The sequence below is a fragment of the Bifidobacterium sp. MSK.17.10 genome (genome assembly GCF_019129655.1).
Lineage (GTDB): Bacteria > Actinomycetota > Actinomycetes > Actinomycetales > Bifidobacteriaceae > Bifidobacterium > Bifidobacterium adolescentis.
In genome coordinates this window covers 52,881-75,982 of sequence record NZ_JAHOJD010000006.1, presented here as the reverse complement: position 1 = coordinate 75,982, position 23,102 = coordinate 52,881, and the positions used below count along the sequence as shown (strand labels likewise).

17 protein-coding genes are annotated in these 23,102 nt (G+C 59.6%); 14 read left to right on the top strand and 3 right to left on the bottom strand.

What is annotated here, in order from left to right:
- The first annotated feature begins 1 nt into the window (after nucleotide 1).
- The 4 genes from KSX58_RS06905 to KSX58_RS06890 all read left to right on the top strand — a co-directional run bounded on the left by KSX58_RS06905 (nucleotide 2) and on the right by KSX58_RS06890 (nucleotide 4,522).
- The gene (locus tag KSX58_RS06905; RefSeq protein WP_003808701.1) at nucleotides 2–733 is read left to right on the top strand and encodes a response regulator transcription factor; all 732 of its coding nucleotides are present in this window, start codon (nucleotides 2–4) and stop codon (nucleotides 731–733) included.
- A 74-nt stretch (nucleotides 734–807) separates the two neighbouring features.
- Nucleotides 808–2,589 carry a HAMP domain-containing sensor histidine kinase gene (locus KSX58_RS06900; RefSeq protein WP_085379665.1) on the top strand — a complete coding sequence of 594 codons (1,782 nt, stop codon included), beginning with the start codon at nucleotides 808–810 and terminating at the stop codon, nucleotides 2,587–2,589.
- 151 nt (nucleotides 2,590–2,740) lie between these two features.
- Nucleotides 2,741–3,133, top strand: a complete 393-nt coding sequence (locus KSX58_RS06895; RefSeq protein WP_003808704.1) for a cold-shock protein — start codon at nucleotides 2,741–2,743, stop codon at nucleotides 3,131–3,133.
- 6 nt (nucleotides 3,134–3,139) lie between these two features.
- Nucleotides 3,140–4,522: a DUF3027 domain-containing protein gene (locus tag KSX58_RS06890; RefSeq protein ID WP_217735666.1), complete on the top strand. Its 1,383-nt coding sequence runs from the start codon at nucleotides 3,140–3,142 to the stop codon at nucleotides 4,520–4,522.
- Nucleotides 4,523–4,599: 77 nt separating this feature from the next.
- Here KSX58_RS06890 and KSX58_RS06885 read toward each other — a convergent pair whose 3' ends face one another.
- A complete protein-coding gene (locus KSX58_RS06885) occupies nucleotides 4,600–5,607 on the bottom strand; it encodes a universal stress protein (RefSeq protein WP_021913929.1) in 1,008 nt (335 codons plus the stop codon).
- A 139-nt stretch (nucleotides 5,608–5,746) separates the two neighbouring features.
- Between KSX58_RS06885 and KSX58_RS06880 the strand changes: the two genes are divergently transcribed.
- Nucleotides 5,747–8,341, top strand: a complete 2,595-nt coding sequence (locus KSX58_RS06880; protein WP_003808709.1) for an ATP-dependent Clp protease ATP-binding subunit — start codon at nucleotides 5,747–5,749, stop codon at nucleotides 8,339–8,341.
- Between the two features lie 193 nt (nucleotides 8,342–8,534).
- On the opposite strand, the gene KSX58_RS06875 is transcribed toward KSX58_RS06880, so the two are convergent.
- Entirely contained in the window at nucleotides 8,535–9,962 is a 1,428-nt protein-coding gene (locus tag KSX58_RS06875) for a DUF349 domain-containing protein (RefSeq protein ID WP_217735667.1), read from the bottom strand.
- Between the two features lie 114 nt (nucleotides 9,963–10,076).
- Between KSX58_RS06875 and hisS the strand changes: the two genes are divergently transcribed.
- The 9 genes from hisS to KSX58_RS06830 all read left to right on the top strand — a co-directional run bounded on the left by hisS (nucleotide 10,077) and on the right by KSX58_RS06830 (nucleotide 20,493).
- Complete coding sequence (gene hisS, locus KSX58_RS06870; protein WP_055680405.1) at nucleotides 10,077–11,468, top strand: histidine--tRNA ligase; 1,392 nt, start codon at nucleotides 10,077–10,079, stop codon at nucleotides 11,466–11,468.
- 47 nt (nucleotides 11,469–11,515) lie between these two features.
- Nucleotides 11,516–13,315 (top strand): aspartate--tRNA ligase, encoded by a 1,800-nt coding sequence (gene aspS, locus KSX58_RS06865; RefSeq protein WP_003808714.1) that lies wholly within the window; start codon nucleotides 11,516–11,518, stop codon nucleotides 13,313–13,315.
- A gap of 148 nt (nucleotides 13,316–13,463) precedes the next feature.
- Entirely contained in the window at nucleotides 13,464–15,014 is a 1,551-nt protein-coding gene (locus KSX58_RS06860; RefSeq protein WP_033499166.1) for an ABC transporter substrate-binding protein/permease, read from the top strand.
- The gene (locus tag KSX58_RS06855; protein WP_003808719.1) at nucleotides 15,011–15,751 is read left to right on the top strand and encodes an amino acid ABC transporter ATP-binding protein; all 741 of its coding nucleotides are present in this window, start codon (nucleotides 15,011–15,013) and stop codon (nucleotides 15,749–15,751) included. The genes KSX58_RS06860 and KSX58_RS06855 overlap by 4 nt, the downstream gene beginning before the upstream one ends.
- 134 nt (nucleotides 15,752–15,885) lie before the next feature.
- Nucleotides 15,886–16,683 (top strand): amino acid ABC transporter ATP-binding protein, encoded by a 798-nt coding sequence (locus KSX58_RS06850; RefSeq protein ID WP_038444306.1) that lies wholly within the window; start codon nucleotides 15,886–15,888, stop codon nucleotides 16,681–16,683.
- A gap of 66 nt (nucleotides 16,684–16,749) precedes the next feature.
- Nucleotides 16,750–17,562, top strand: a complete 813-nt coding sequence (locus KSX58_RS06845; RefSeq protein ID WP_011743019.1) for a glutamate ABC transporter substrate-binding protein — start codon at nucleotides 16,750–16,752, stop codon at nucleotides 17,560–17,562.
- Nucleotides 17,562–18,239: an amino acid ABC transporter permease gene (locus KSX58_RS06840; protein ID WP_011743020.1), complete on the top strand. Its 678-nt coding sequence runs from the start codon at nucleotides 17,562–17,564 to the stop codon at nucleotides 18,237–18,239. Before KSX58_RS06845 ends, KSX58_RS06840 begins: the two co-directional genes overlap by 1 nt.
- A gap of 6 nt (nucleotides 18,240–18,245) precedes the next feature.
- The gene (locus KSX58_RS06835) at nucleotides 18,246–19,373 is read left to right on the top strand and encodes an amino acid ABC transporter permease (protein WP_003808726.1); all 1,128 of its coding nucleotides are present in this window, start codon (nucleotides 18,246–18,248) and stop codon (nucleotides 19,371–19,373) included.
- A 160-nt stretch (nucleotides 19,374–19,533) separates the two neighbouring features.
- Nucleotides 19,534–20,493: a PPK2 family polyphosphate kinase gene (locus tag KSX58_RS06830; RefSeq protein WP_227561446.1), complete on the top strand. Its 960-nt coding sequence runs from the start codon at nucleotides 19,534–19,536 to the stop codon at nucleotides 20,491–20,493.
- Here the strand turns inward: KSX58_RS06830 and KSX58_RS06825 are convergent.
- A complete protein-coding gene (locus tag KSX58_RS06825) occupies nucleotides 20,475–23,033 on the bottom strand; it encodes an RNA helicase (protein ID WP_033499161.1) in 2,559 nt (852 codons plus the stop codon). The genes KSX58_RS06830 and KSX58_RS06825 overlap by 19 nt on opposite strands.
- Nucleotides 23,034–23,102 lie beyond the last annotated feature (69 nt).

Genomic DNA, 23,102 nt, shown 5'->3' with positions numbered 1-23,102 from the left:
CATGAGCAAGCCTATTGAAGCATCCATTGTCGTTGTCGATGACGAGCCGTCCATCCGAGAGCTGCTGGTGGCGTCCCTGCATTTCGCCGGTTTCGAAGTGAACACGGCCGCTTCGGGATCCGAAGCCATCGAGGTCATCGAAAGGCTGCAGCCGGATCTGATCGTGCTTGATGTGATGCTTCCGGACATCGATGGGTTCACGGTGACCCGACGCATCAGGCAGGAAGGCATCACCACGCCGGTGCTGTATCTGACCGCTCGCGATGACACCCAAGACAAGGTCATGGGGCTTACCGTGGGAGGCGACGACTATGTGACCAAGCCGTTCAGCCTCGAAGAGGTCGTGGCCCGAATCCGCGCCATCCTGCGTCGCACCCAGCAGCAGGTGGAGGACGATCCGATCATCCGTGTGGGCGATCTCGAAATCAACGAGGACTCGCACGACGTGTCCCGAGCCGGACAGCCAATCGACCTGAGCCCCACCGAATACAAGCTTCTTCGCTACCTCATGGACAATGAAGGCCGCGTGCTGTCCAAGGCGCAGATTCTCGATCACGTGTGGCAATACGATTGGGGCGGGGACGCGGCCATCGTCGAATCGTACATCTCCTATCTTCGCAAGAAGGTCGATGGCATCGTCATCGAGGATGAGAACGGCGACAAGCACAAGGTAACGCCGCTGATCGAAACCAAGCGCGGCATTGGCTATATGATTCGCGCTCCCAAGAACTAGATTCAGCCATGAGCAAGAATCCCAATTCGCCGTCCACGGGCCACGCCTCCAATCCTTCGGCCATTCCGGCCCCCATGCAGCCTCCCCGGTCGCTGCCGAAGCAGAACAAGGTATGGAGCCGTTTCACCCGCAGGATTCAAGCGATTCCGCTGAGCACGAAACTGGTCACCTGCATCATCGTGCTGCTGACCATCGGCACCATCGGCATCTCCTTTTCCATACGTACGTTGGTGGGCAATTATCTGCTGCAGAAGACCGATACGCAGCTGATCAACCAAGCCCAGCTGATTTTCAACAGCATGGACTCGCTCAGCAGCGACACCGGCGATGACGGGCGCAGCCTCATGAACACGTATTACGTGGAGGTGCGCGACAGCGAATACAAAAGCACGGGTGCCGGATCGGTGCCCATGCTCCGTGACGGAGTGGTTTCGGAACCAAGTCTGCCGGCCGACGGCAGCATCGACGGCGTCACTCTTGGACAGCCATTCACGACACGTGCGGTGGTGCACATCACCACAAGCCGCACCCCGGATCATTCCATCATGCAGGCCGCGCAGTCGCCATGGCGTGTTGTCGCGTTGCCTTGGAACGAGAAGACACGGACCGGGCAAGTCAAGGACAGTGGCGTCGTGTTCATCGGCCTGTCGTTGAGCGATCAGATCGACACGGCCAACACATTGACGCGATTCTGCGCGATGGTGGGCATCGCGGTGGTGCTGATCGGCGCGATACTCGGCACCATTCTGGTGCAAAGCACGCTCGCGCCCTTGAAGCGGATTGAAAAGACCGCCGCGAAAATCGCCGCGGGAGATCTCAGCCAACGTGTGCCAGACCTGCCGGAAAGCACGGAGGTCGGCTCTCTGTCCATGTCGCTGAACACCATGCTGACACGCATCGAGGAGAGCTTCCACGCGCAGGAAGAGACCACCGAAAAAATGAAGCGGTTCGTCTCGGACGCCAGTCACGAATTGCGTACGCCGCTCGCCGCCATTCACGGGTACGCCGAGCTGTACAAAATGCAGCGCGACATGCCTGGGGCTTTGGAGAGGGCTGACGAATCCATCGAACATATCGAGGCGTCCAGCGCGCGTATGACGGTTCTGGTGGAGGACCTGCTGTCTTTGGCTCGTTTGGACGAAGGACGTGGCATCGACATCACGCAGCAGGTGAAACTGACCTTCGTGGTGCGCGACGCAGCCGATGACCTGCATGCGCTCGACCCCGACCGCGGCATTTCCTGCGGACAGGTCGTGCTCCAACCAAGTACCGATATGGATCATCCCGCCCAATTCGCCTTCCAAAATGGCCAGATGCCCCAGATTGAGTTGAAGGGTGATGCTTCGAGACTGCGTCAAGTGGTCACCAACATCGTGGGCAATATCCACCGGTATACGCCGGCGGACTCGCCTGTGGAGATCTCCATGGGTGTGCTCCCCGCGTCGATCAGTCCCGAATCCCTATCCCGTATGCCGTCCAACGAGCAGTCGCTGCGCCATCTGGTCGAAGCCATCGAAGTGGGGCAGTCCATGCAAGTGGGTATGAACTACGCGATTGTGCGATTCAGCGACCACGGTCCCGGCGTGCCGCCGGAGGCACGGTCGAAGATCTTCGAACGTTTCTACACCGCCGACCCGTCGCGTGCGCGTCAGAAGGGCGGTACGGGACTCGGCATGGCAATCGCGCAATCCGTGGTCAAGGCGCATCATGGATTCATCTGCGCATCCGGCAGCGAAGGAACGGGACTGACCCTGACGGTGGTGCTGCCGATCGCCCCGGTCGAACCCAAGCCGCAGCCGATTACGGCGAGCGAGAATCGAAAAAACGAAAAAAAGAATCGCAAATCAAAGAAATAACGCTCTTTTCCGTCGGGAAAGCAGACGCTATCGGCGCGGAAGGATGGGTGCGGCCCACCTCTTGCGCTAAACTGTATCTTTGGTTTGAAAATGGGCGAATGGTTTTACCTATTCGCGTGAAGGTATCTGATCAGCAAAATGTGAGGTGACAATGCCGAGCGGACGTGTTCGTTGGTTTGATGCGAACAAAGGCTATGGTTTCATTCAGACGGGTGAGAGCACGGATGATGTGTTCCTGCCCGCTGCCGCCCTTCCCGAGGGCGTGAAGACGCTGCGTAAGGGCGCCAAGGTCGAGTATTCCGTCATTGATGGTCGTCGTGGGCCGCAGGCGATGGGAGTGACGCTGGTTGCCTCGGCCCCGTCGCTGGTTAAAGCCACCCGTCCGAAGCCGGACGATATGGCCGCCATCGTGGAGGATCTGATCAAGCTGCTTGACTCCGCGGGCAATCAGCTTCGTCGACATCGCTATCCTTCACCGGCTGAAAGCAAGAAGCTCGCCACGCTTCTGCGCGCGGTCGCCGACAATTTCGACGTACAGGAATAGAGTTTCATGTCCGATACCACAATGGATCCCAAGGCAATCGCCCAAGCGGTCGCTGTCACAGTGTCCGACGAGGACGGTCAGGTCGGCGACTTCGTGGAAGCCATCGACCTGGGAGACAACGTCACCGATTTCCGCTTCGAATCCCGAGTACGCGGCTACGAAGGCTGGCAATGGTCGGTCACGTTATACCATGATGTCGAACTGGACCATTGGACGGTCAACGAATCATCCCTGGTCCCGACCGACAAGGCCCTGCGTCCGCCAAAATGGATTCCTTGGAAGGACCGTCTCGAGCCGGGCGATTTGGCGGTGACCGATTCAATCGGCACCGATCCCGATGACCCCCGCATGGAAGAGGGCTTCCGCAAGACGCAGGATGCCGAAACATCGGACGATACGGAAGACAAACCGTCAGTCGCGGATGAAACCGTACAGGAACCGGCGATGGATGGAAACGCTTCGGATGAGTCTGAGAAGACGGACGTTTCGGAGGATTCCGAACAGCCTGTGACGTCCGAAGAGGATGTCGAAGAGGCGGTCGAGGAATTCGACCTGTCCCGCAGGCACGTGTTGACTCCGCTTGGCCGGTCGCAGACCGCAAAACGTTGGTACGAAGGCCCACATGGGCCAAAATCGCTATCCACCAAGACGGCCGACGGCAATCCTTGCTCCACATGCGGATTCTTCATTCCGCTGAAGGGTGAGTTGAACCTGCTGTTCGGCGTGTGCGCCAACAAGTGGAGCCCGGATGACGGCAGGGTCGTGTCCATCGATCATGGCTGCGGAGAGCATTCCGAAATCGATCCACCGGAGCCGTCGCATCTGTGGGTGCAGTCGAAGCCGGCGTTCGACGACATGCATATCGATATCATCGCCCAGGCGCCGCGTGACGAGCGGGGCTCCGTGGAGCTGATCGAACAGCTTTCGTCCGATGACGACCATAATCCGAATGAGGATGAGGAAGGTTCGGACGCGGACATCGAAGCCAACACCATCGACGACGACGCCAGCCAAGAGGATGTGCTTGAGCATGTGGCCTCCGACGATGCGCCTGAAGTAGAGACCACCGTCACCGTGGTCGACGAGAATAAGCCGGAAACGTCGGACGATACCGAATCGGCTGATACGGCTGAGCCGACTGAATCGGACGAGCCAGTCGAACAGACTGAACAGGTTGATTCCGCCGATTCCGTCAATTCCGCCGGGTCGGTTGAGCCGGTTGAACAGATGGATGAGACGGTAGTTGAGCCGACTGCTGAAACCATCGAGCAAACGGAAAACAAATCGATGGAAGACGAATCGGTGGAAACCGAACCGGCGGCGGCTGAAACAACGGAAAGCGAAATGACGGAAGCTGATTCGTCGGCTCAAGCCGAATCCGACAAATAATCGTCATCGTATATGAGAGGGCCACGTACCTGAATGTGTACGTGGCCCTCTCATATCTTGTTTTCTTTTTTATGCGGTCAGTGCACGACGGTGACGGTGCAGTCTGCGAAGTTGATGATTTGCTTGGAAACCGATCCAAGGAAATGCGCGTCCAGACCGGACAAGCCGCGCGAACCGACCACTAGATGACGTGCGTAGCGGGAAGCCGCGATAAGCCCCTTCGAGGCGGGAATATGGAAAGCGTGCGATTCGATTTGGAAATCGTCGGGAATGTTCGCTGATGAAACCTGAACCGAATCGAGCAATTCATCAAGCATGCGTTCCGCCTGCGCCTGGCCGACGGAGATGGGAGCGACGGCGTTCTCATACCCTTTGACCACGCCCAAATCTTTCAGCTGCCAGCAGAACATGACCTGCAGGGGAGCGTGATGCAGGGCCGCGAAATCGATGGCGAAACGCAAAGCGTGTTTGGAGGTCTCCGAACCATCAACGCCTACAACCACCGGACGCTGGTTCCGAGGCAGGGGAGAACCCGGCATCGTGTAGGAGACCGTTTCCTCGGTCGGCGTAAGCGCATTGGCGATGGCGTCCTGCACGGATGCCTCTTCATCATCGAGGATACGCACCACGGTGACGGGCACCTTCGCCTCCTCTGCAAGAGAAGCGGAAAGCGATCCCAGAAACCATCGTGCCACGCGTCCAAGCGAACGACGTCCGACGACGATCTGTTGGGCGTCCTTGCCGATTTCCAGAAGCGCTGCCGTTCCGGTGGCTTTGACGGAGGTGAGTTTGACGCGGTTCTCGTCAATCGTCATGCCTTGCGAGGCCTGGGCCACCCATTCGCGCAGCCGACGGGCGATATCATGACGCATCTGCGCCCATTGCTCCTCATCTTCCGGCTGGGATCCCATATCCCATGAATGGGTCCATGCGTAGACCGCATTCACCTGCTGTCCGGTCAGCGATGCTTCGCCAAGAGCCCAACGCAGGGCTGCGAAGGATTCATCGGACCCGTCGACGCCGACGACGATGTCGCCTCGGCGGGAATCCATCACATCATTCGATTGCAGGATGGTGTCGCTCATTTGGTGACCTCCTTGGTCGTTGCCATAAGTCAAGCATATCCGTTCCTTTGCGTCCATAGCGCAATTTACGCGCCGGCGGAATAAACGTCACCGCGAATCGGTAGAGTGTTGAAGGACTAACAAGAGTGGAAGGACAAGCATGTTCGAACGGTTTACCGACCGTGCGCGACGCGTGATTGTGTTGGCGCAGGAAGAAGCTCGGACCCTCCAGCACAACTACATCGGCACCGAGCATCTGCTGCTGGGCCTGATTCGTGAGGGTGAAGGCGTTGCCGCCAAGGCATTGGCCTCGAAGGGCGTGACCTTGGACGACACCCGCAAGCAGGTCGAAGAGATGATCGGCAAGGGAAATGCGTCGCCGAACGGCCACATTCCCTTCACCCCGCATGCCAGGCAGGTGTTGGAGCTGTCGCTACGTGAGGCGTTGCAGCTGGGGCACAGCTATATCGGCACCGAGCATATCCTGCTCGGTCTGATTCATGAGGGCGAAGGCGTCGGCACACAGGTGCTGATCAAGATGGATGTCAACCTTGGCGAACTGCGTAGCGCTACCATCGATCTGATCCGAGGCAATTCCAGCGACGGCAAGAACGATGGCAAGGGCGAACTCGCCAATGCCGGTGGCGTGCAGGACCGTCGCAATCAGACCGGTTCCGCGATTCTCGACCAGTTCGGCCGCAACCTTACGGCTGAGGCTGCCGCTGGGAAGCTCGATCCGGTGATCGGACGATCCAACGAGATCGAGCGTGTGATGGTGGTGTTGAGTCGCCGCACCAAGAACAACCCGGTGCTGATCGGCGAGCCTGGCGTAGGCAAGACCGCGGTGGTCGAAGGACTCGCGCAGAAGATCAACGCCGGTGATGTGCCGGAAACGCTGAAAGGCAAGCAGGTCTACTCCTTGGACCTCGGTTCCATGGTTGCTGGTTCCCGCTACCGTGGCGATTTCGAGGAACGCTTGAAGAAGGTTTTGAAGGAGATCAAGACCCGCGGCGACATCGTGCTGTTCATCGATGAGATTCACACCATCGTGGGCGCAGGCTCCGCGGATGGCGCCTTGGGCGCTTCCGATATGTTGAAGCCGATGCTGGCCCGTGGCGAACTGCAGACCATCGGCGCGACCACCACCGACGAGTACCGCAAGTACATCGAGAAGGATGCCGCGCTGGAACGTCGTTTCCAGCCGATCCAGGTGCACGAGCCGACCATCGCCGAGACCATTGAGATTCTGAAGGGCTTGCGTGAGCGTTACGAGAACCACCATCATGTGACGATCACCGATGGCGCGCTGCAGGCCGCGGCGGAACTTTCCAGCCGCTACATTCAGGACCGCCACCTGCCCGACAAGGCCATCGATCTGATCGATGAGGCCGGCGCCCGACTGCGTATCCGCAGGCTCACCGCTCCGCCGGAGCTCAAGGAATTGGACGCCAAGGCTGCCAAGCTGGCCGAGGAGAAGGACCAGGCCATCAAGGACCAGGACTTTGAGAAGGCCGCCGAGCTGCGTGACAAGCAGGAGAAGATCGAGTCCGAGCGCAAGGAGAAGGAATCCGCTTGGCGTGAGGGCGAGTCCGATGTGAAGATGGTGGTGGATGAGGACGTCATCGCTGAGGTGATTTCCCAGACCACCGGCATTCCGGTGTTCAAGCTCACCCAGGCCGAGTCCAAGAAGCTCATGGGCATGGAGAGCGAACTGCACAAGCGCATCATCGGTCAGGATGAGGCTGTGTCCGCATTGAGCCGTTCCATCCGTCGCGCACGCGTCGGATTGAAGGATCCGAAGCGTCCGGCTGGTTCGTTCATCTTCGCTGGCCCGACCGGCGTTGGTAAGACCGAGCTGGCCAAGGCCCTCGCCGAATTCCTGTTCGACGATGAGGATGCGCTGATCCGCGTGGACATGTCGGAATTCTCCGAAAAGTACGCCGCGTCGCGCCTGTTCGGTGCGCCTCCGGGATACGTCGGCTACGAAGAAGGCGGCGAACTTACCGAAAAGGTGCGTCGCAAGCCGTTCTCCGTGGTGTTGTTCGACGAAATCGAAAAAGCCCATCCGGACATCTTCAACACGCTGTTGCAGGTGCTGGACGATGGCCATCTGACCGACGGCCAGGGACGCAAGGTGGACTTCAAGAACACCATCATCATCCTGACCACCAACCTCGGCACTCGTGACATCGCCAAGGCCGCCAACACCGGTTTCAACCTGGGCACGAACACCGAATCGAGCTACCAGCGCATGAAGGAACAGGTCTCCGCCGAACTCAAGCAGCAGTTCCGTCCGGAGTTCCTGAACCGTCTGGATGACATCATCGTGTTCAAGCAGCTCACCGAACCGCAGGTGCGCCAGATCGTCGACTTGGATGTCAAGCAGCTCAACGACCGTCTGTTCGACCGTCACATGTCGCTCGAACTGACCGACGCGGCCAAGGATCTGCTCGCACAGAAGGGCTTCGACCCGCTGCTGGGCGCCCGTCCGCTGCGTCGCGTGATCCAGCGCGACATCGAGGACGCCATTTCGGAGAAGATCCTGATGGGCGACCTCGAAGATGGCCAGCGCGTGAAGGTGGACGCCGAAGGCGAAGGCATTCTGGGTGAGTTCACGTTCACCGGCGAGGCCTTCGAAGAGCCGAGCCAGACGGATAATCCGGTGAAAGCGACCGAAACGGCCGCTGAAACCGATGCCGCCACTGAACCGACGGCATCGACGGAACCGGCTGATTCCGCGCAGTCGCAGAACTGATTTCCAACGTTGCCGGGGTAAGAACCCCGGCAACGCGTATGCAAAAAGACCGGTGGGTTTCATGATGGAATGTCATGAAACCCACCGGTCTTTTTTACATATGCCTATTCGTCCAGCTATCCGTTCAGCTGGACGGTTGTGGTTCCGCCACTTCCAAGCGGAACCACAACCGTATCGCTCTATGGGAGCGTCATTACTTGATGGCGTTCAGCCACTGCTCCTTGGTGGCCTTCTCCGCCTCAAGCTTGGCCTTCTTCTTCGGATCGGACTCAGCGGCGATCTGGGCGTCAAGTTCGGCGAGCTGTGCGTTGAGCTGCTCCTCGAAGGAGGACTTACGGGCGTCGGCTTCCGGATCGGACTGCTTCCAGGCGGCATCCTCAACAGCCTTGATCTGCTTGTCGACAGCATCAAGACGGCTTTCGATGCGGTGCATGTCATCGCGCGGAACGTAGCCGATCTGGTCCCATTCCTCCTGAATGGCGGCCAATGCCTGGCGAGCCTGCTTGGCGGCCTTCTCATCCTTGACCGGCACCAAAGCCTCAGCCTTGGTCAGCAGTTCTTCCTTCTTGGCGAGATTTTCCTTTTCGGACGAGCTAATCTGCTCGCGATCGGCCTGACGGGCGTTGAAGAACGTGTCCGCCGCAGCACGGAAACGTGCCCACAGCGCGTCATCATCACGACGGCCCGCACGACCGGCCTTCTTCCAACGATCCATCAGCTCGTTGAACTTGCGGGAGGTTTCCACCCAAGCGGTGGAATCCTTGATCTCCTCGGCTTCGGCGATGATGGCCTCCTTCGCGGCCTTGGCGTTGCTGCGCTCCTCATCGCGGCCCTGGGCCCACTTGCGGCGGGCGCTGTTGAACGTAGTGCGGGCGGAGGAGAAACGGGACCACAGGGCGTCGGCGTCGGCCTTGTCGAGACGGACGCTATTGTGCTGGTGATCCTGCCACTGCTGGAACAGCGAACGGAACTTGTCCGCGGTGGAACGCCAGTTGGTGTTGTCGCCCAGGGAATTGGCCAGAGCCTCGGCCTTCTCCACAATCGCGGTACGTTCGGCCAGCGCCTTGGCGACGGCGGCCTTGTGGGCCTCGCTCAGCTCGGCCTTCTTGGCCGCTCCGGCCTCCTTCAGTGCTTCGAACTGGGACTTGAGCGCCTCAATATCTCCGACGACGGCCGGCTGCTCGATTTCGGCGGAAAGCGTCTTGATGGACTCGTCGATCTCACGGTTCTTCACATTGCTGGACTTGAGCCTGTTGGCGAACAGGTCGAGCTTTGCCTTCAGATCGAGATAGCGACGGGCATACAGTGCCAGGGCCTCTTCCTTGGAAGCGTCCGGGAACTGTCCGACCTCGCGTTCTCCCTCGCCTTCCTTCACGAACACGGTGCCGTCATCGGCGACACGGCCGAACGCTTCGGTGGCCTTGATATCGGCTTCGGAGAATCCGGTGGAGGTTGCAGGACGCTGCGGAGCCTTCTTGGCGAAGGCCGCGGGGCTCGGCGCATGCGGCTTCATGGCCGCTGGGCTCGGGACGGCCGGTTTGCTGGTCTGGGTTGCGGGCGTCGCTGCCTGCTCGTTGGTTTCAGTGGTGTTCTCGGACGCGGTGATATTCTCGTCGGCCATGGCCAGCTCCTTACGTAAGCTTCATGTAGTGCAGGGGTGACGGTCCGTGACGTGCGCTTCCAAACCTTGAAAAACGCGCGGCATTTTCCGTAACCTCATTTATTATAGAGAACCGTGGCTAAAGGTGCATCTATTTCAGGATTTCCAGAGTGGCTCCCCTCTGAACGTGTTGTGGAGCAGCGTGTCATCGACACGCTCCGTAATGTATTCGAGCTCAATGGCTTCATAGGCATTGAAACCCGTGCTGTTGAGCAGGGTTCCAGCCTGCTCAAGAAAGGCGAGACCAGCAAGGAGATTTACCTGCTGAGCCGTCTTCAGGAGGTCGGACACGAGTCCGACACTCCGATTGAGGATCGTCTTGGTCTGCACTTCGATCTGACCGTTCCGCTGAGCCGTTATGTCGTCGAACATTCCGGCGATCTGGCGTTCCCGTTCAAACGTTGGCAGATTCAGAAGGTCTGGCGTGGCGAACGCCCGCAGGAAGGACGTTTCCGCGAGTTCGTGCAGGCCGACATCGACGTGATCGGCAATGGCGATCTGCCCGACCATTACGAGGTCGAATTGCCGTTGGTCATGGTGTCCGCATTGGAACGTCTGCGTGAGTTCGGTCTGCCGAAGGCCACCGTGCATGCGAACAACCGCAAACTCTCCGAAGGCTTCTACCGTGGTTTGGGCCTTACGGATATCGAAGGCGTGCTGCGTGAGATCGACAAGCTCGACAAGATCGGCGCCGATGAGGTGGCCAAGCTGCTCGTCGAAGGCTGCGGCGCCGACGAAGCCCAGGCCCGTGCCTGCCTCGAACTGGCCGAGCTGACCGCCGCCGACGGCAGGGAACTGTCCGACAAGTTCGACGCATTGTGCGCCAAGCATGACATCGCGTCTGATTCCGACGCCTACGTGTTGGCACGCCAGGGACTCGACACGCTGGCGATGATCGTCGACGAGGCCGCGCGCATCCGTCCGGGCTCCGTGATCGCCGATCTGAAAATCGCCCGTGGTCTTGATTACTACACCGGTTCCGTGTATGAGACGTTCCTCGACGGCGCCGCCGCTTTGGGCTCCATCTGCTCCGGCGGCCGTTACGACAACCTCGCATCGCAGGGCAACAAGAAGTACCCGGGCGTGGGCCTGTCCATCGGCCTGTCCCGCCTGGTCTCCTACATGCTGCACACCGCAGGCGCGCACGCCAACCGTGTGTCTCCGGCATCCGTGCTCGTGGCGGTATGGAACGAAGCCGACCGCTCCGCGTCCAACCTGATCGCCAACCAGCTGCGCTCCCGCGGTATCGCGGCGGACGTGGCGCCGACCGCGGCCAAGCTCGGCAAGCAGATCAAATATGCAGACAAGCTCGGCATCCCGTACGTCTGGTTCCCGGCCGACGCCTCCGAAGAGGGCGCCCAGGACGAAGTCAAGAACATCATCACAGGAGACCAGCGGCCGGCTGACGCACAGTCGTGGGAGCCGGATACTGTGTATGCCCAGCAAACCGTTACCGTTGAAGCCTGAAATCGCAAGACTTCGCAACATACAAGAGGATAAGGAATAGGGGAAGCATGAGCCAGACGGCTTACAGAACACACCATGCAACCGAAGTGACCGAACAGCTCGTCGGTCAGAAGGTGACGCTCGCCGGTTGGGTCGACCGTCGCCGTGACCACGGTGGCGTGGCCTTCATCGATCTTCGCGATAACACCGGACTGGTGCAGGTCGTCATCTATGACGAGGAGATGGCCCGTCCGCTGCGCTCCGAATTCGTGATCCAGGTTGTCGGCGAGGTTCGTCTGCGTCCGGACGGCAACGAGAACGAGCATCTGGCCACCGGTAAGATCGAAGTCGTGGCCGAAAGCATCGAAGTGCTGGCCAAGTCCGATGCTCTGCCGTTCCAGGTCTCCACCGCTCTTGAGAACGAGTCCGAGAACAAGCTGCCGGGCGAGGACGTGCGTTTGAAGTACCGTTACCTCGACCTGCGTCGTCCGTCCATGCAGCGCAATCTGAAGCTGCGCGCCCAGATGTCGAAGGCCGCCCGCCATGCGCTGGAGGAAATGGGCTTCGAGGAGATCGAAACCCCGACCATGATCAAGTCCACGCCGGAAGGCGCCCGTGACTTCGTCGTGCCGGCCCGTCTGGTGCCGGGTTCCTGGTACGCTCTGCCGCAGTCCCCGCAGCTGCTCAAGCAGCTGCTCATGGTCTCCGGCGTCGAGCGTTACTACCAGCTGGCCCGCTGCTATCGTGACGAGGACTTCCGCGCCGACCGCCAGCCGGAATTCACCCAGCTCGACATGGAGATGGCCTTCGTGGACCAGGAGGACGTGATGGCCATGGCCGAAAAGGTCATCGCCGCCATCTGGAAGTCCGCCGGCTACGACATCAAGCTGCCGATCCAGCGCATCACCTGGCAGGACGCCATGGACAAGTACGGTTCCGACAAGCCGGATCTGCGTTTCGGCAATCCGCTGATCGAACTGACCGATTACTTCAAGAACACGCCGTTCCGCGTGTTCCAGGCCCCATACGTCGGCGCGGTGCTCTTCAAGGGTGGCGCGGCCACGCCTCGCCGTCAGTTCGACGCATGGCAGGATTGGGCCAAGCAGCGTGGCGCCAAGGGCCTCGCCTATGTGGTGTTCGCCGAGAACGGCGAACTCAAGGGCCCCGTCGCCAAGAACCTGTCCGAAGAGGAACGCAACGGTCTGAAGGAAGCCGTCGGCGCCGAAGACGGCGACGCCGTGTTCTTCGCAGCCGGTCGCCGCACCTCCTCCCAGGAACTGCTGGGCGCCGTGCGTGTCGAGCTTGCCCGCCGCGCGGGCCTGCTCAAGCCCGACGATTTCGCCTTCACTTGGGTTGTGGACTTCCCGCTGTTCAAGCCGACCGATGACCCGGACGACGACGATGTGGCAGTCGGCCACTCCAAGTGGACCTCCATGCATCACCCGTTCACCATGCCGTCCAAGGATTGGATCGACAAGTTCGACAAGGATCCGGAACACGCCATGTCCGATTCCTACGACATCGTGTGCAACGGCAACGAAATGGGTGGCGGCTCCGTGCGTATCCACCGCGACGACATTCAGGACCGTGTGCTTGACGTGCTTGGCATCACGCCGGAAGAGGCCGCAGACAAGTTCGGCTTCCTGCTTGAGGCATTCAAGTACGGCGCTCCGCCTCACGCCGGCATCGCTCTCGGCTGGGATCGTACCGCCGCAATTCTGGCTGGCGCCGACTCCATCCGCGACGTCATCGCCTTCCCGAAGGCTGGCGGCGGCCGCGATCCGCTGACCGGCGCTCCGGCTCCGATCTCCGCTGAGCAGCGCGCCGAGACCGGTGTCGATTACGATCCGGATGAGGACGAGGACTGATACGGTTTCGCCCATAGATGAATGAAAAATGTCCGAACATCAATGATGCTCGGACATTTTTTATTATTCGCGTTGTCTATTTTCCGTCGCTGTCATTACAGTGGAGCGTGTTTGATTATCCGGCAACCAGAAAGGGTTGAAGCACGGTATGAAATCGAAAACACAGGACAAGAAGCGACTGAACGCGGTCGGCATGCGCATATGCGCGCTGTTCGCCGTGCTCGCCGTGGTCTTTGCGGCATTCATGACGACCGTTCCGCATGCGCTCGCCTCCGAAACTGGCAATCCGGCCTCGGTCAAGGGCAAGACATATAAAATCGGCACCGACACCACGTTCGCACCGTTCGAATACCGTGAGAACGGCAAGATGACCGGCATCGACATGGAGCTAATCCGAGGCATCGCCAAGGAAGAGGGCTTTAAGGTCGAGATACAGTCGCTGGGATTCAACGCCGCGTTGCAGGCCCTAAGCTCCAACCAGGTGGACGTCGTCATAGCCGGCATGTCCATCACTGACGAGCGTAAAGCCTCCTATGATTTCTCGAATCCGTATTTCCAATCCGGCATCCAGATGGCCGTCGCGGCCAACAACGACGACGTCACCGGCTATAAGGACCTCAAAGGCCGGACGGTTGTGGCGAAAACTGGCTCGGAGGGCGAATCGTACGCCAAACAGCATGCCGACAAGTACGGTTACAAGGTGACTTCCGTCGACCAATCCTCAACCATGTACGAGATGGTCAAATCCGGCAATGCCGTCGCGGTGTTCGACGATTATCCGGTACTGGCATATGGCGTATCGCAGAACAACGGTCTGAAAATCGTGACTCCGAAGGTGCCGCACGGCGAATACGGCATGGCCGTGAACAAAGGCATGAACGCAGATTTGCTGGCCGCCATCAACGATGGATTGAACAAGATGATCGCTTCGGGAGAATACGAGCGAATCGTCGCACAATATCTTGGCAAGCAAGGCGCGAAAGAGCAGGCCAAATCGATTTCCGGCATGATCACCGACAATGGCGACGACAGCGCCGAACAACAGAAGGTCGGTTTCCTCGGACTGGTCAAACAGTCGATGCCGGCATTGCTGACGGGCTTGAGGAACACGCTGCTGATCACGTTGCTTTCCTTCGCGATCGCATTGGTGCTCGGCGTCGCGTTCGGCCTGATGAAGGTTTCGGAAAGCAAAATCGCCGCAGGATTGGCCAATGTGTACATCGCGGTGTTCCGCGGCACCCCGATCCTGGTGTGGGCGTTCTTCTTCTACTTCGGCGTGCCCCAGCTCATCGGACATAGCGTGAACATCTGGGTCGCCGGCGCATTGACCTTGTCGCTCAACTCCGGCGCGTACCTGGCGGAAATCGTGCGTGGCGCAGTCCAATCGGTCGATTCCGGACAGATGGAGGGCGCACGTTCGCTGGGACTCAACCACAGGCAGGCCATGCGCCGAGTGATTCTGCCGCAGGCCAGCAAAATCGCCATGCCTTCGATCATCAACCAGCTGGTCATCATGATCAAGGACTCCTCGCTACTGCTCGCCATCGGCTTCGGTGAGCTGCTGTACCAGGCGCAGCAGCTGTACGCGGCGAACTTCCGCGTAACCGAAACGCTGCTGATCGTCGGCGTCATGTACTTCGTGGCCATCACCATCCTGACGTGGCTGGCCAACATCGTGGACAGGAAGGTGAACCGATGAACGAGAACGACGTGATCATCGACGTCAAGGATCTGCACAAAAGCTACGGGCAGACCGAGGTCATCAAAGGCGTCGACATGACCGTGCGCAAAGGCGAGGTGATCTGCATCATCGGACCGTCCGGCGCCGGCAAATCCACCATATTGCGTTGCCTGAACGGACTCGAACAGGCCACCGGCGGCAAGATCGTGGTCAACGGACACGATTTGACGGACAGCCATGTGAACATCGACCAGGTGCGCGAGCAGGTGGGCATGGTGTTCCAGCATTTCAACCTGTTCAACAACATGAGCGTGATCGACAACATCACCCTCGCACCGAAACTGGTGCATCATGAAACGGATGAGCAGGCCCGCGCGCACGCCATGGAACTGCTGAAAACCGTAGGATTGGCCGAAAAAGCCGACGCCATGCCGAAATCGCTGTCCGGCGGGCAGAAGCAGCGTGTGGCGATCGCGCGCTCGCTGGCGATGAATCCGAAGGTGATGCTGTTCGACGAGGCGACATCCGCGCTCGACCCGGAAATGGTGGGCGATGTGCTCGAAGTGATTCGCGACCTTGCCGCCAAAGGCATGACCATGGTGCTGGTGACCCATGAGATGGGCTTCGCACGCGAAGTGGCCACGAGGGTCATCTTCACCGATGCCGGCGTGATCGAGGAAGAGGGAACCCCTGACGAGATCTTCAACCATCCGAAGAGCGAACGATTGAAGACCTTCCTCTCCAAGGTGCTGTGACATTGCTCCGGCGGCGATCCGTTTGATGAATATGTTCGTCAAACGGTATGAAATGTCTCATATTCCGGACGAAATGATGTGAACGGGCAGTATAGGAAACATGAATTTCGCATTGCTTTCTTATACTGCCCTTTATGTCTGAAATGAAAGAAACCGAAGCGAAGCGTCCCATCATGCCGGACGCGGGAGCGGATAACAGGCCGCTCGTCGAACTGACCCATGTCGAGAAGCATTATGGCGATCTGCATGTGCTCAAGGACATCAACCTCACCGTACGCAAAGGCGAGGTGCTCGTCATCGTCGGACCGTCCGGCTCCGGCAAATCCACGATGTGCCGCACCATCAACCGTCTGGAAACCATCGATTCCGGCGATATCCGCATCGACGGCAAACCGCTGCCGCAGGAAGGCAAGGAACTCGCCAAACTGCGTGCGGAAGTGGGCATGGTGTTCCAATCGTTCAACCTGTTCGCCAACAAAACCATTTTGGAAAACGTGACATTGGCGCCGATCAAGGTGCGCCACATGGACAAGAAGGAAGCCGAGGACCTGGCCATGGATTTGCTGGGCCGCGTCGGCGTGGCCTCGCAGGCCTCCAAAATGCCGTCGCAGCTGTCCGGCGGCCAGCAGCAGCGTGTCGCCATCGCCCGCGCCCTCGCCATGCAGCCGAAGGTCATGCTGTTCGACGAGCCAACGTCCGCTCTCGACCCGGAAATGGTCAACGAAGTGCTTGACGTCATGGTCGAACTCGCCCATGAAGGCATGACCATGCTGTGCGTGACCCACGAGATGGGTTTCGCGCGCAAGGTGGCCGACAAGGTCGTGTTCATGGCCGACGGACAGATTCTCGAACAGAGCACGCCGGACGACTTCTTCGAACATCCGAAGACCGATCGCGCCAAGGACTTCCTGTCGAAGATCCTCACCCACTGAAGTGACGGAACATAACGACAGAAGAAGGAACCTGATATGAAACCACTTTCGATCACGGCGAAACGCATGTTGCGCAGAGCCGTCGCGGCATTCTGCGCGTGCGCGTGCGTGTTCGCGGTATCCGCATGCGGCGCGGACGAAACCGGCAAGATCCGCATCGGCATCAAATTCGACCAGCCTGGCCTGGGCTTCAAGAAGAACGGCACCTACGTCGGCTTCGACGTGGACGTGGCCAAGTACGTGGCCAAGAAACTCGGCTATTCCGAAGACGAGATCGTATGGAAGGAATCGCCGTCCAAGCAGCGTGAGGCTATGCTGCAGAACGGCGATGTCGACTACATCGTCGCATCCTATTCCATCACCGACGAACGCAAGAAGGTCGTCGATTTCGCCGGCCCGTATTTCGTGGCCGGACAGGATCTGCTGGTACGCAAGGACGAAACCGGCATTGACGGACCTAAGGATCTGAACGGCAAGCGGCTGTGCTCCATGACCGGCACCACATCCGCCGTCAACGTCAAGGAGAAGTTCGCCAAGCAGACCCAGCTGATGGAACAGCCCGGCATGGCGGAATGCGCCACCGCGTTGCTTTCCGGCATTGTGGACGCCGCCACCACCGACGACATCATTCTCGCTGGCCTCGCATCCGCCTCACGTGGACGCCTGCGCGTGGTGGGCAAGCCGTTCACCCAGGAGTATTACGGCATCGGTGTCAAGAAGGGCAACACCGAGCTGAAGAACAAAATCAACAACGCCATCACCGATATGATTCAGGACGGTTCTTGGCAAAGGGCCATTTCCGACAACACCAGGGGAGTGGCCTACACGCCGAACGCCAAGTACAATCCGCCGGTGCCGAATGGAAAGGGGAATAAGTGATGGACGGATTCCTCGCGTTGTTCAGCCAATACAACATTCCCGGCGCGTTTCTGGTGAACATCGAGCTGACCCTGTGGTCGGCGTTGTTCTCCACGATTCTGGGCGTCATCCTCGTGATGATGCGCATTTCTCCGATCGCCTCGCTCCGTACCGTTTCCGGTGCCTACGTCGAACTGTTCAAGAACCTGCCGCTGACCATCATCATGGTGTTCATGGTGCTGGGTGCGTACGCGCAGCTGAAGTTCAGCTTCTCCGACACGTTCGCCACCAACTTCTTCTGGCTGGCCGTGACGGGCCTGAGCCTGTACACCGCGGCTTTCGTATGTGAATCGCTGCGCTCCGGCATCAACACCGTGCCGCTTGGTCAAGCCGAGGCCGCCCGCGCGTTGGGCCTGAACTTCATGCAGGCCGCCACTCAGATCATCCTGCCGCAGGCGTTCCGCGGTTCCGTGGCACCGTTGGGCAACACGCTGATCGCATTGCTGAAGAACTCCACCGTCGCGGCGGCGGCATCCGTGGCCACCGAAACCTCGACGATGATGAGCGAAATGATCGAATACCACGCCGACCAAATCGTACCGATCTTCCTGATCTTCGCCTTCGGCTATGTGGTTCTGATCATTCCGATCGGCATGCTGACCACGTATCTGTCCAACAAGCTCGCGGTGAGGAGGTGACGCGACATGGCAAGCAATGAAAGCGCGGTGCTGTTCGACCAGCCTGGTCCGAAGGGCCGCAAAACCATCCGTATCGTCAATTGGATCGCAGGCATCATCTTCGCGGTGGTGGTCGTGCTGATCCTCATGCGTCTGCACAATCCGCCGGACGGCGAGAACCAGCTGAGCTGGGAACTGTGGAAACCGGCGCTTGACGCCGAAGCATGGACCGACTTCTATCTGCCGGGACTGTGGGCCACGATCCGCGCGTCCGTACTGGCCGTGGTCGGAGCCGTGGTGTTCGGCCTGGTCTTTGGTGTGGGCCGACTGCTGCCGAGCCTGCTGATCCGTACCATTTCCGGCGCGATCGTGGAATTCGCACGAGCCGTCCCCGTTCTGCTGCTCATGATCTTCTTCTGGCGCTGGTTCGCCTTCGCAGGTCTGCCCAGCCCCGCGTATTGGGCGGTGGTGCTCGCGCTTGTGATCTACAACGGATCCGTGGTGGCCGAGCTGGTGCGTTCCGGCGTGGGCAACCTGCCGAACGGCCAGCGTGAGGCCTCGCTCGCCTTGGGATTGACCCGCACGCAGTCTCTGTTGCAGATCGAAGTGCCGCAGGCCATCTACGCCATGCTGCCGGCAGCCGTGACCCAGCTGGTCGTCGTGTTGAAGGACACCGCGCTCGGCTCGATCATCATGTACACCGACCTGCTGCAGGAATCACGTCGACTCGGCTCCATGTATTTCAACATTCTGCAGACGCTGGTGGTGGCCGCGGTCGTCTATTTCATCGTCTGCTGGCTGTTGAGCAGGCTGGCCGAATGGCTGCCGTCGCGCATGCAGCAGCATACGGCTGCACCGGCCGAACCGGAACCGGTCGCGCCGATCGCCATCATGGATCCGTCGAACGTGAACCAGATCGCCGTGGCCAAGGAAGGCGTGCCGCTGGGTGGCGCGCAGCGTGTCTACCATGTGCACCATCGCGGCACCAACGCGTCCATCCACCAGTGGCGTCAGACCAGGTACGCCCAAGGCTTCGATGAGACGCATCCGGAAAGCCAGGTCAAATTCGACAAGAATGGACATCCGATCAAGGACAATCCGTTCAAGACGAAGGGCGATGGCAAGGACAAGAACAAGTCCGAAGCCGACGAATAGCACCGGTATCGCATAACACGCGTAGGGGTCGTTTTCCCGCGAAATACGGGGAAGCGGCCCCTTTCGTGTCTACGATGGACTGCACGCATGTGGTCCGTACCAAGCAGGGAGGCTTGACATGGCGGATAAAACCAAGGATGCGAAAAAAGACGACGCCAGAATGTCTTCGATCGCGAAAACGCTGAACAAAGTGGAAGATCGGCTGGAAAAAAGCGAGAATTGCGATTCCGTCGCCGAAGGATTGGCGAACGCCGCAAAAGCGAGCGAACTACTGAGCTCGGTATGGACGTTGCCGCCGACCCAGCTATTGCGATTCCATCACGACACGAAGGTATCGGACATAGATGGCGATTCCACTCCTGGTTTTGACGGCAACAAGGATGATGCCGAACGATTCATATCCATCAGCTCGTCGGAGATCGCCCGTTACCAGCGGCTTATGTACGCCAATGGCGTGAAAGGCTCGCATCGGCGATTGCTGATCGTGCTGCAAGGCATGGACGCGTCAGGCAAAGGCGGCATCGTACGACATGTGTTCAGCCAAGGCGACCCGATGGGCATGCACTATCACGGTTTCGGCGCGCCGAAAGGCGAAGAACTGGACCATGACTATCTGTGGCGCATCAAACGCGAGCTGCCGAACAACGGATGGATCTCCATCTTCGACCGGTCCCATTACGAGGACATCGTCATGCCGCGCATCTACAAAACGCAGCCGGAAGAAGTGTGGCAGGCACGGTACGACGAAATCAACCGATTCGAATCGCAATTGACGGCCGACGGATGCGCCATCATCAAAATCTTCCTCGTGGTCAGCAAAGACGAGCAGAAACGCCACTTCCTGAGCCGTCTCGATGATCCGACCAAATGCTGGAAGTTCGATCCGAGCGACCTTGAGGCGCGCGCCCGCTGGGACGACTACATGGCTGCATGGCAGGATGTGTTCCTGCGCACCAGCACCGAGCAGGCGCCGTGGTATCTGGTGCCTGCCGACAATCGTTGGTATTCGAGGGCCGTCGTCTCCGAGCTGCTGCGCAACACGCTCAAGAACATGAACATGATCTGGCCGCCGCTCGAAGTCGACGCCGACGAGATGCGCCGTCAGTTGGACACGCTGTAATCGAAGAAGACAACCTCGCCACTGGATTGCGTGGCGTCCAGGTCGACGGTTCCGGTGATGGCCCAGTCGTGGTCGCCATCGGAATCGTCGATGATCTGCCGCACCTTCCAGGCGTGCTCGCTGTTCTCCTTGCTTTCGTCGAGGATGAACAGTTCGCCGCTGCGTGCCTTCGCGTCGATGTTGACGTATTCGTGCTCGTCGTAGTAATCGTCGAGCGTGTCCTCCCACTCGTGCACGCCGTAGCCCCAGTCCTTATCGAGCGCGCCGAGCTCGTCCGGCTTGTCGAGGTCCATAAGCTGCACACGGCGGAACATGGCATTGCGCACCAATACGGTGAGTCCACGGCGATCCTCCACCACGGCCTGTTTTGCGCCGGGCGCGGCAAGATTGGCGGCCGCTTCGGACGCGTCGGTATCGGTTCCGGCATGCTCCCATTCGTCCACCAGCGAGGAGTCGATGGAACGGACCACCACGCGCAGCCAGGAGATGATGTCGTCAAGCTGCTCGTCGCGCTTTTCCTGCGGAACGGTACGCGCCAACGCACGGTAGGCGTCGGACAGGTAACGCAGCAGCGTGCCTTCGGAACGGGCGATGTTGTAGCGGGCGATGTAGCCGGTGAAATCGGAAGCGGTCTCCACCATGTCGCGCACCACGGATTTCGGGCTCAGCCAATAGTCGTTCGCCCACGGAACATCATGGCGGTATTCATCGAACGCGGCCTGCAGCATATCCTCCAACGGCTTCGGATAGGTGATCTCCTGAAGCCTGTCCATACGCTCGTCATAGTCGAGGCCATCCTCTTTCATGCGGATCATCGCCTCGTCGCGCGCCTGACGTTCCTGCGCGCGCAGCACCTGCTTCGGGTCCTCCAACGTGGCCTCAACCATGGATATCACATCCAACGCATACGTGTCCGACTCCGGGTCGAGCAGTTCCAACGCGGCCAGCAGGAACGGGCTTAGCGGCTGATCGAGGGCGAAATCGTCCGGCATGTCCACGGTCATGAAATAATCCTTGCCGCCATCGTCACGGTCTTCGGTCTCGATGACGTTCGTGTCGAACAAGGTCTGGAAGATCTCGTCCGCGCGGGCGTGCAGACGCTCCTTCTGCTCCGGAGTCTGCGCCGAATCGTCGATAAGCCGGTCGATGCGGTAGCGGGCGTCGCCGCCCTGCTCCACCTCGTTCAACACCATGGAATGGGTGATCTTCATATGCGGCACCAGTGTTTCCGGAGCCGCGTCGATAAGCTTGTCGAACGTGTTCTCGTTCCACGTTACGAAACCTTCAGGAGCCTTCTTGCGCTTGACCTTCTTCAGTTTCTTCGGATCGTTGCCTGCCTTGGCCAGAGCCTTGGCGTTCTCGATTTCGAATTCGGGGGCTTCGGCTATGACCAGACCCTCCGTGTCGAAGCCCATGCGTCCGGCGCGTCCTGCGATCTGATGGAACTCGCGGGCGCGCAGCTTGCGCATCTTCGTGCCGTCGAACTTGGTCAACGCGGTCAATACCACGGAATGAATCGGCACATTGATACCGACACCAAGCGTGTCGGTGCCGCAGATCACTGGCAGCAGTCCCTGCTGGGCGAGCTGCTCCACCAGACGACGATAGCGGGGGAGCATGCCGGCATGGTGGATGCCGATGCCGGTACGCAACAGACGCTGCAGGATCTTGCCGAACGCGGTGGTGAACTTCGTGCCCTTGATGGCTTCCGCGATCGCGGCGCGCTGCTCCTTGCTGGACACGCCCGTGCTGGCCAGCGCGTTGGCGGTCTCCAACGCGGCATCCTGAGAGAAATGCACCACGTAAATCGGCGTCTCGCCCTTGCCGAACGCCAATTCCACCGTCTTCTCCAACGGGTCGAGTGTGTATTCGTACGTCAACGGCACGGGACGTGGCGCATCGGCGATGATATCCACGTCGGTGTCCGTCATGTCCTCAAGCTTGTCGGCGATTGCGTCGACATTGCCCAGCGTCGCGCTCATCAACAGGAACTGCGTATCCGGCAGCGTAAGCAGCGGCACCTGCCAAGCCCAGCCGCGCTCGGGATCGCCGTAATAGTGGAACTCGTCCATCGCCACGCAGCCGACATCGGCGTGGCGGCCCTCGCGCAACGCCTGATTGGCGAGGATCTCCGCGGTGCAGCAGATGATCGGCGCATCCGCGTTGATATGCGTGTCGCCGGTGATCATGCCGACGTTCTCGCGGCCGAAAACTTCAACCAAGTCGAAGAACTTCTCAGACACCAGAGCCTTGATCGGAGCCGTGTAATAGGAACGGCGGCCCGTGCACAACGCGGCGAAATGCATGCCGAGCGCCACCAGCGACTTGCCCGAACCGGTCGGAGTGTTCAAAATGACATGGTCGCCGGCCAGCAGATCCATGATGGCCTCCTCCTGATGCGGCCACGGTTCCACGCCTTTGACGTCCTCCACCCAGGTGAAGAAACGCTCATAGATCTCATCCGTGTCGATGTTGCGCTCGCCCTCGTCCCAATTCGGCGCCAACGCGCCCAGCGAGCCATAATTCGTATCGTCTGCCATGCTTGCCAGTCTACCGGTTGGGGCGAACGCATGCATCGAACGTGTGTTCGAATTGTTGGGTGTGTTGCG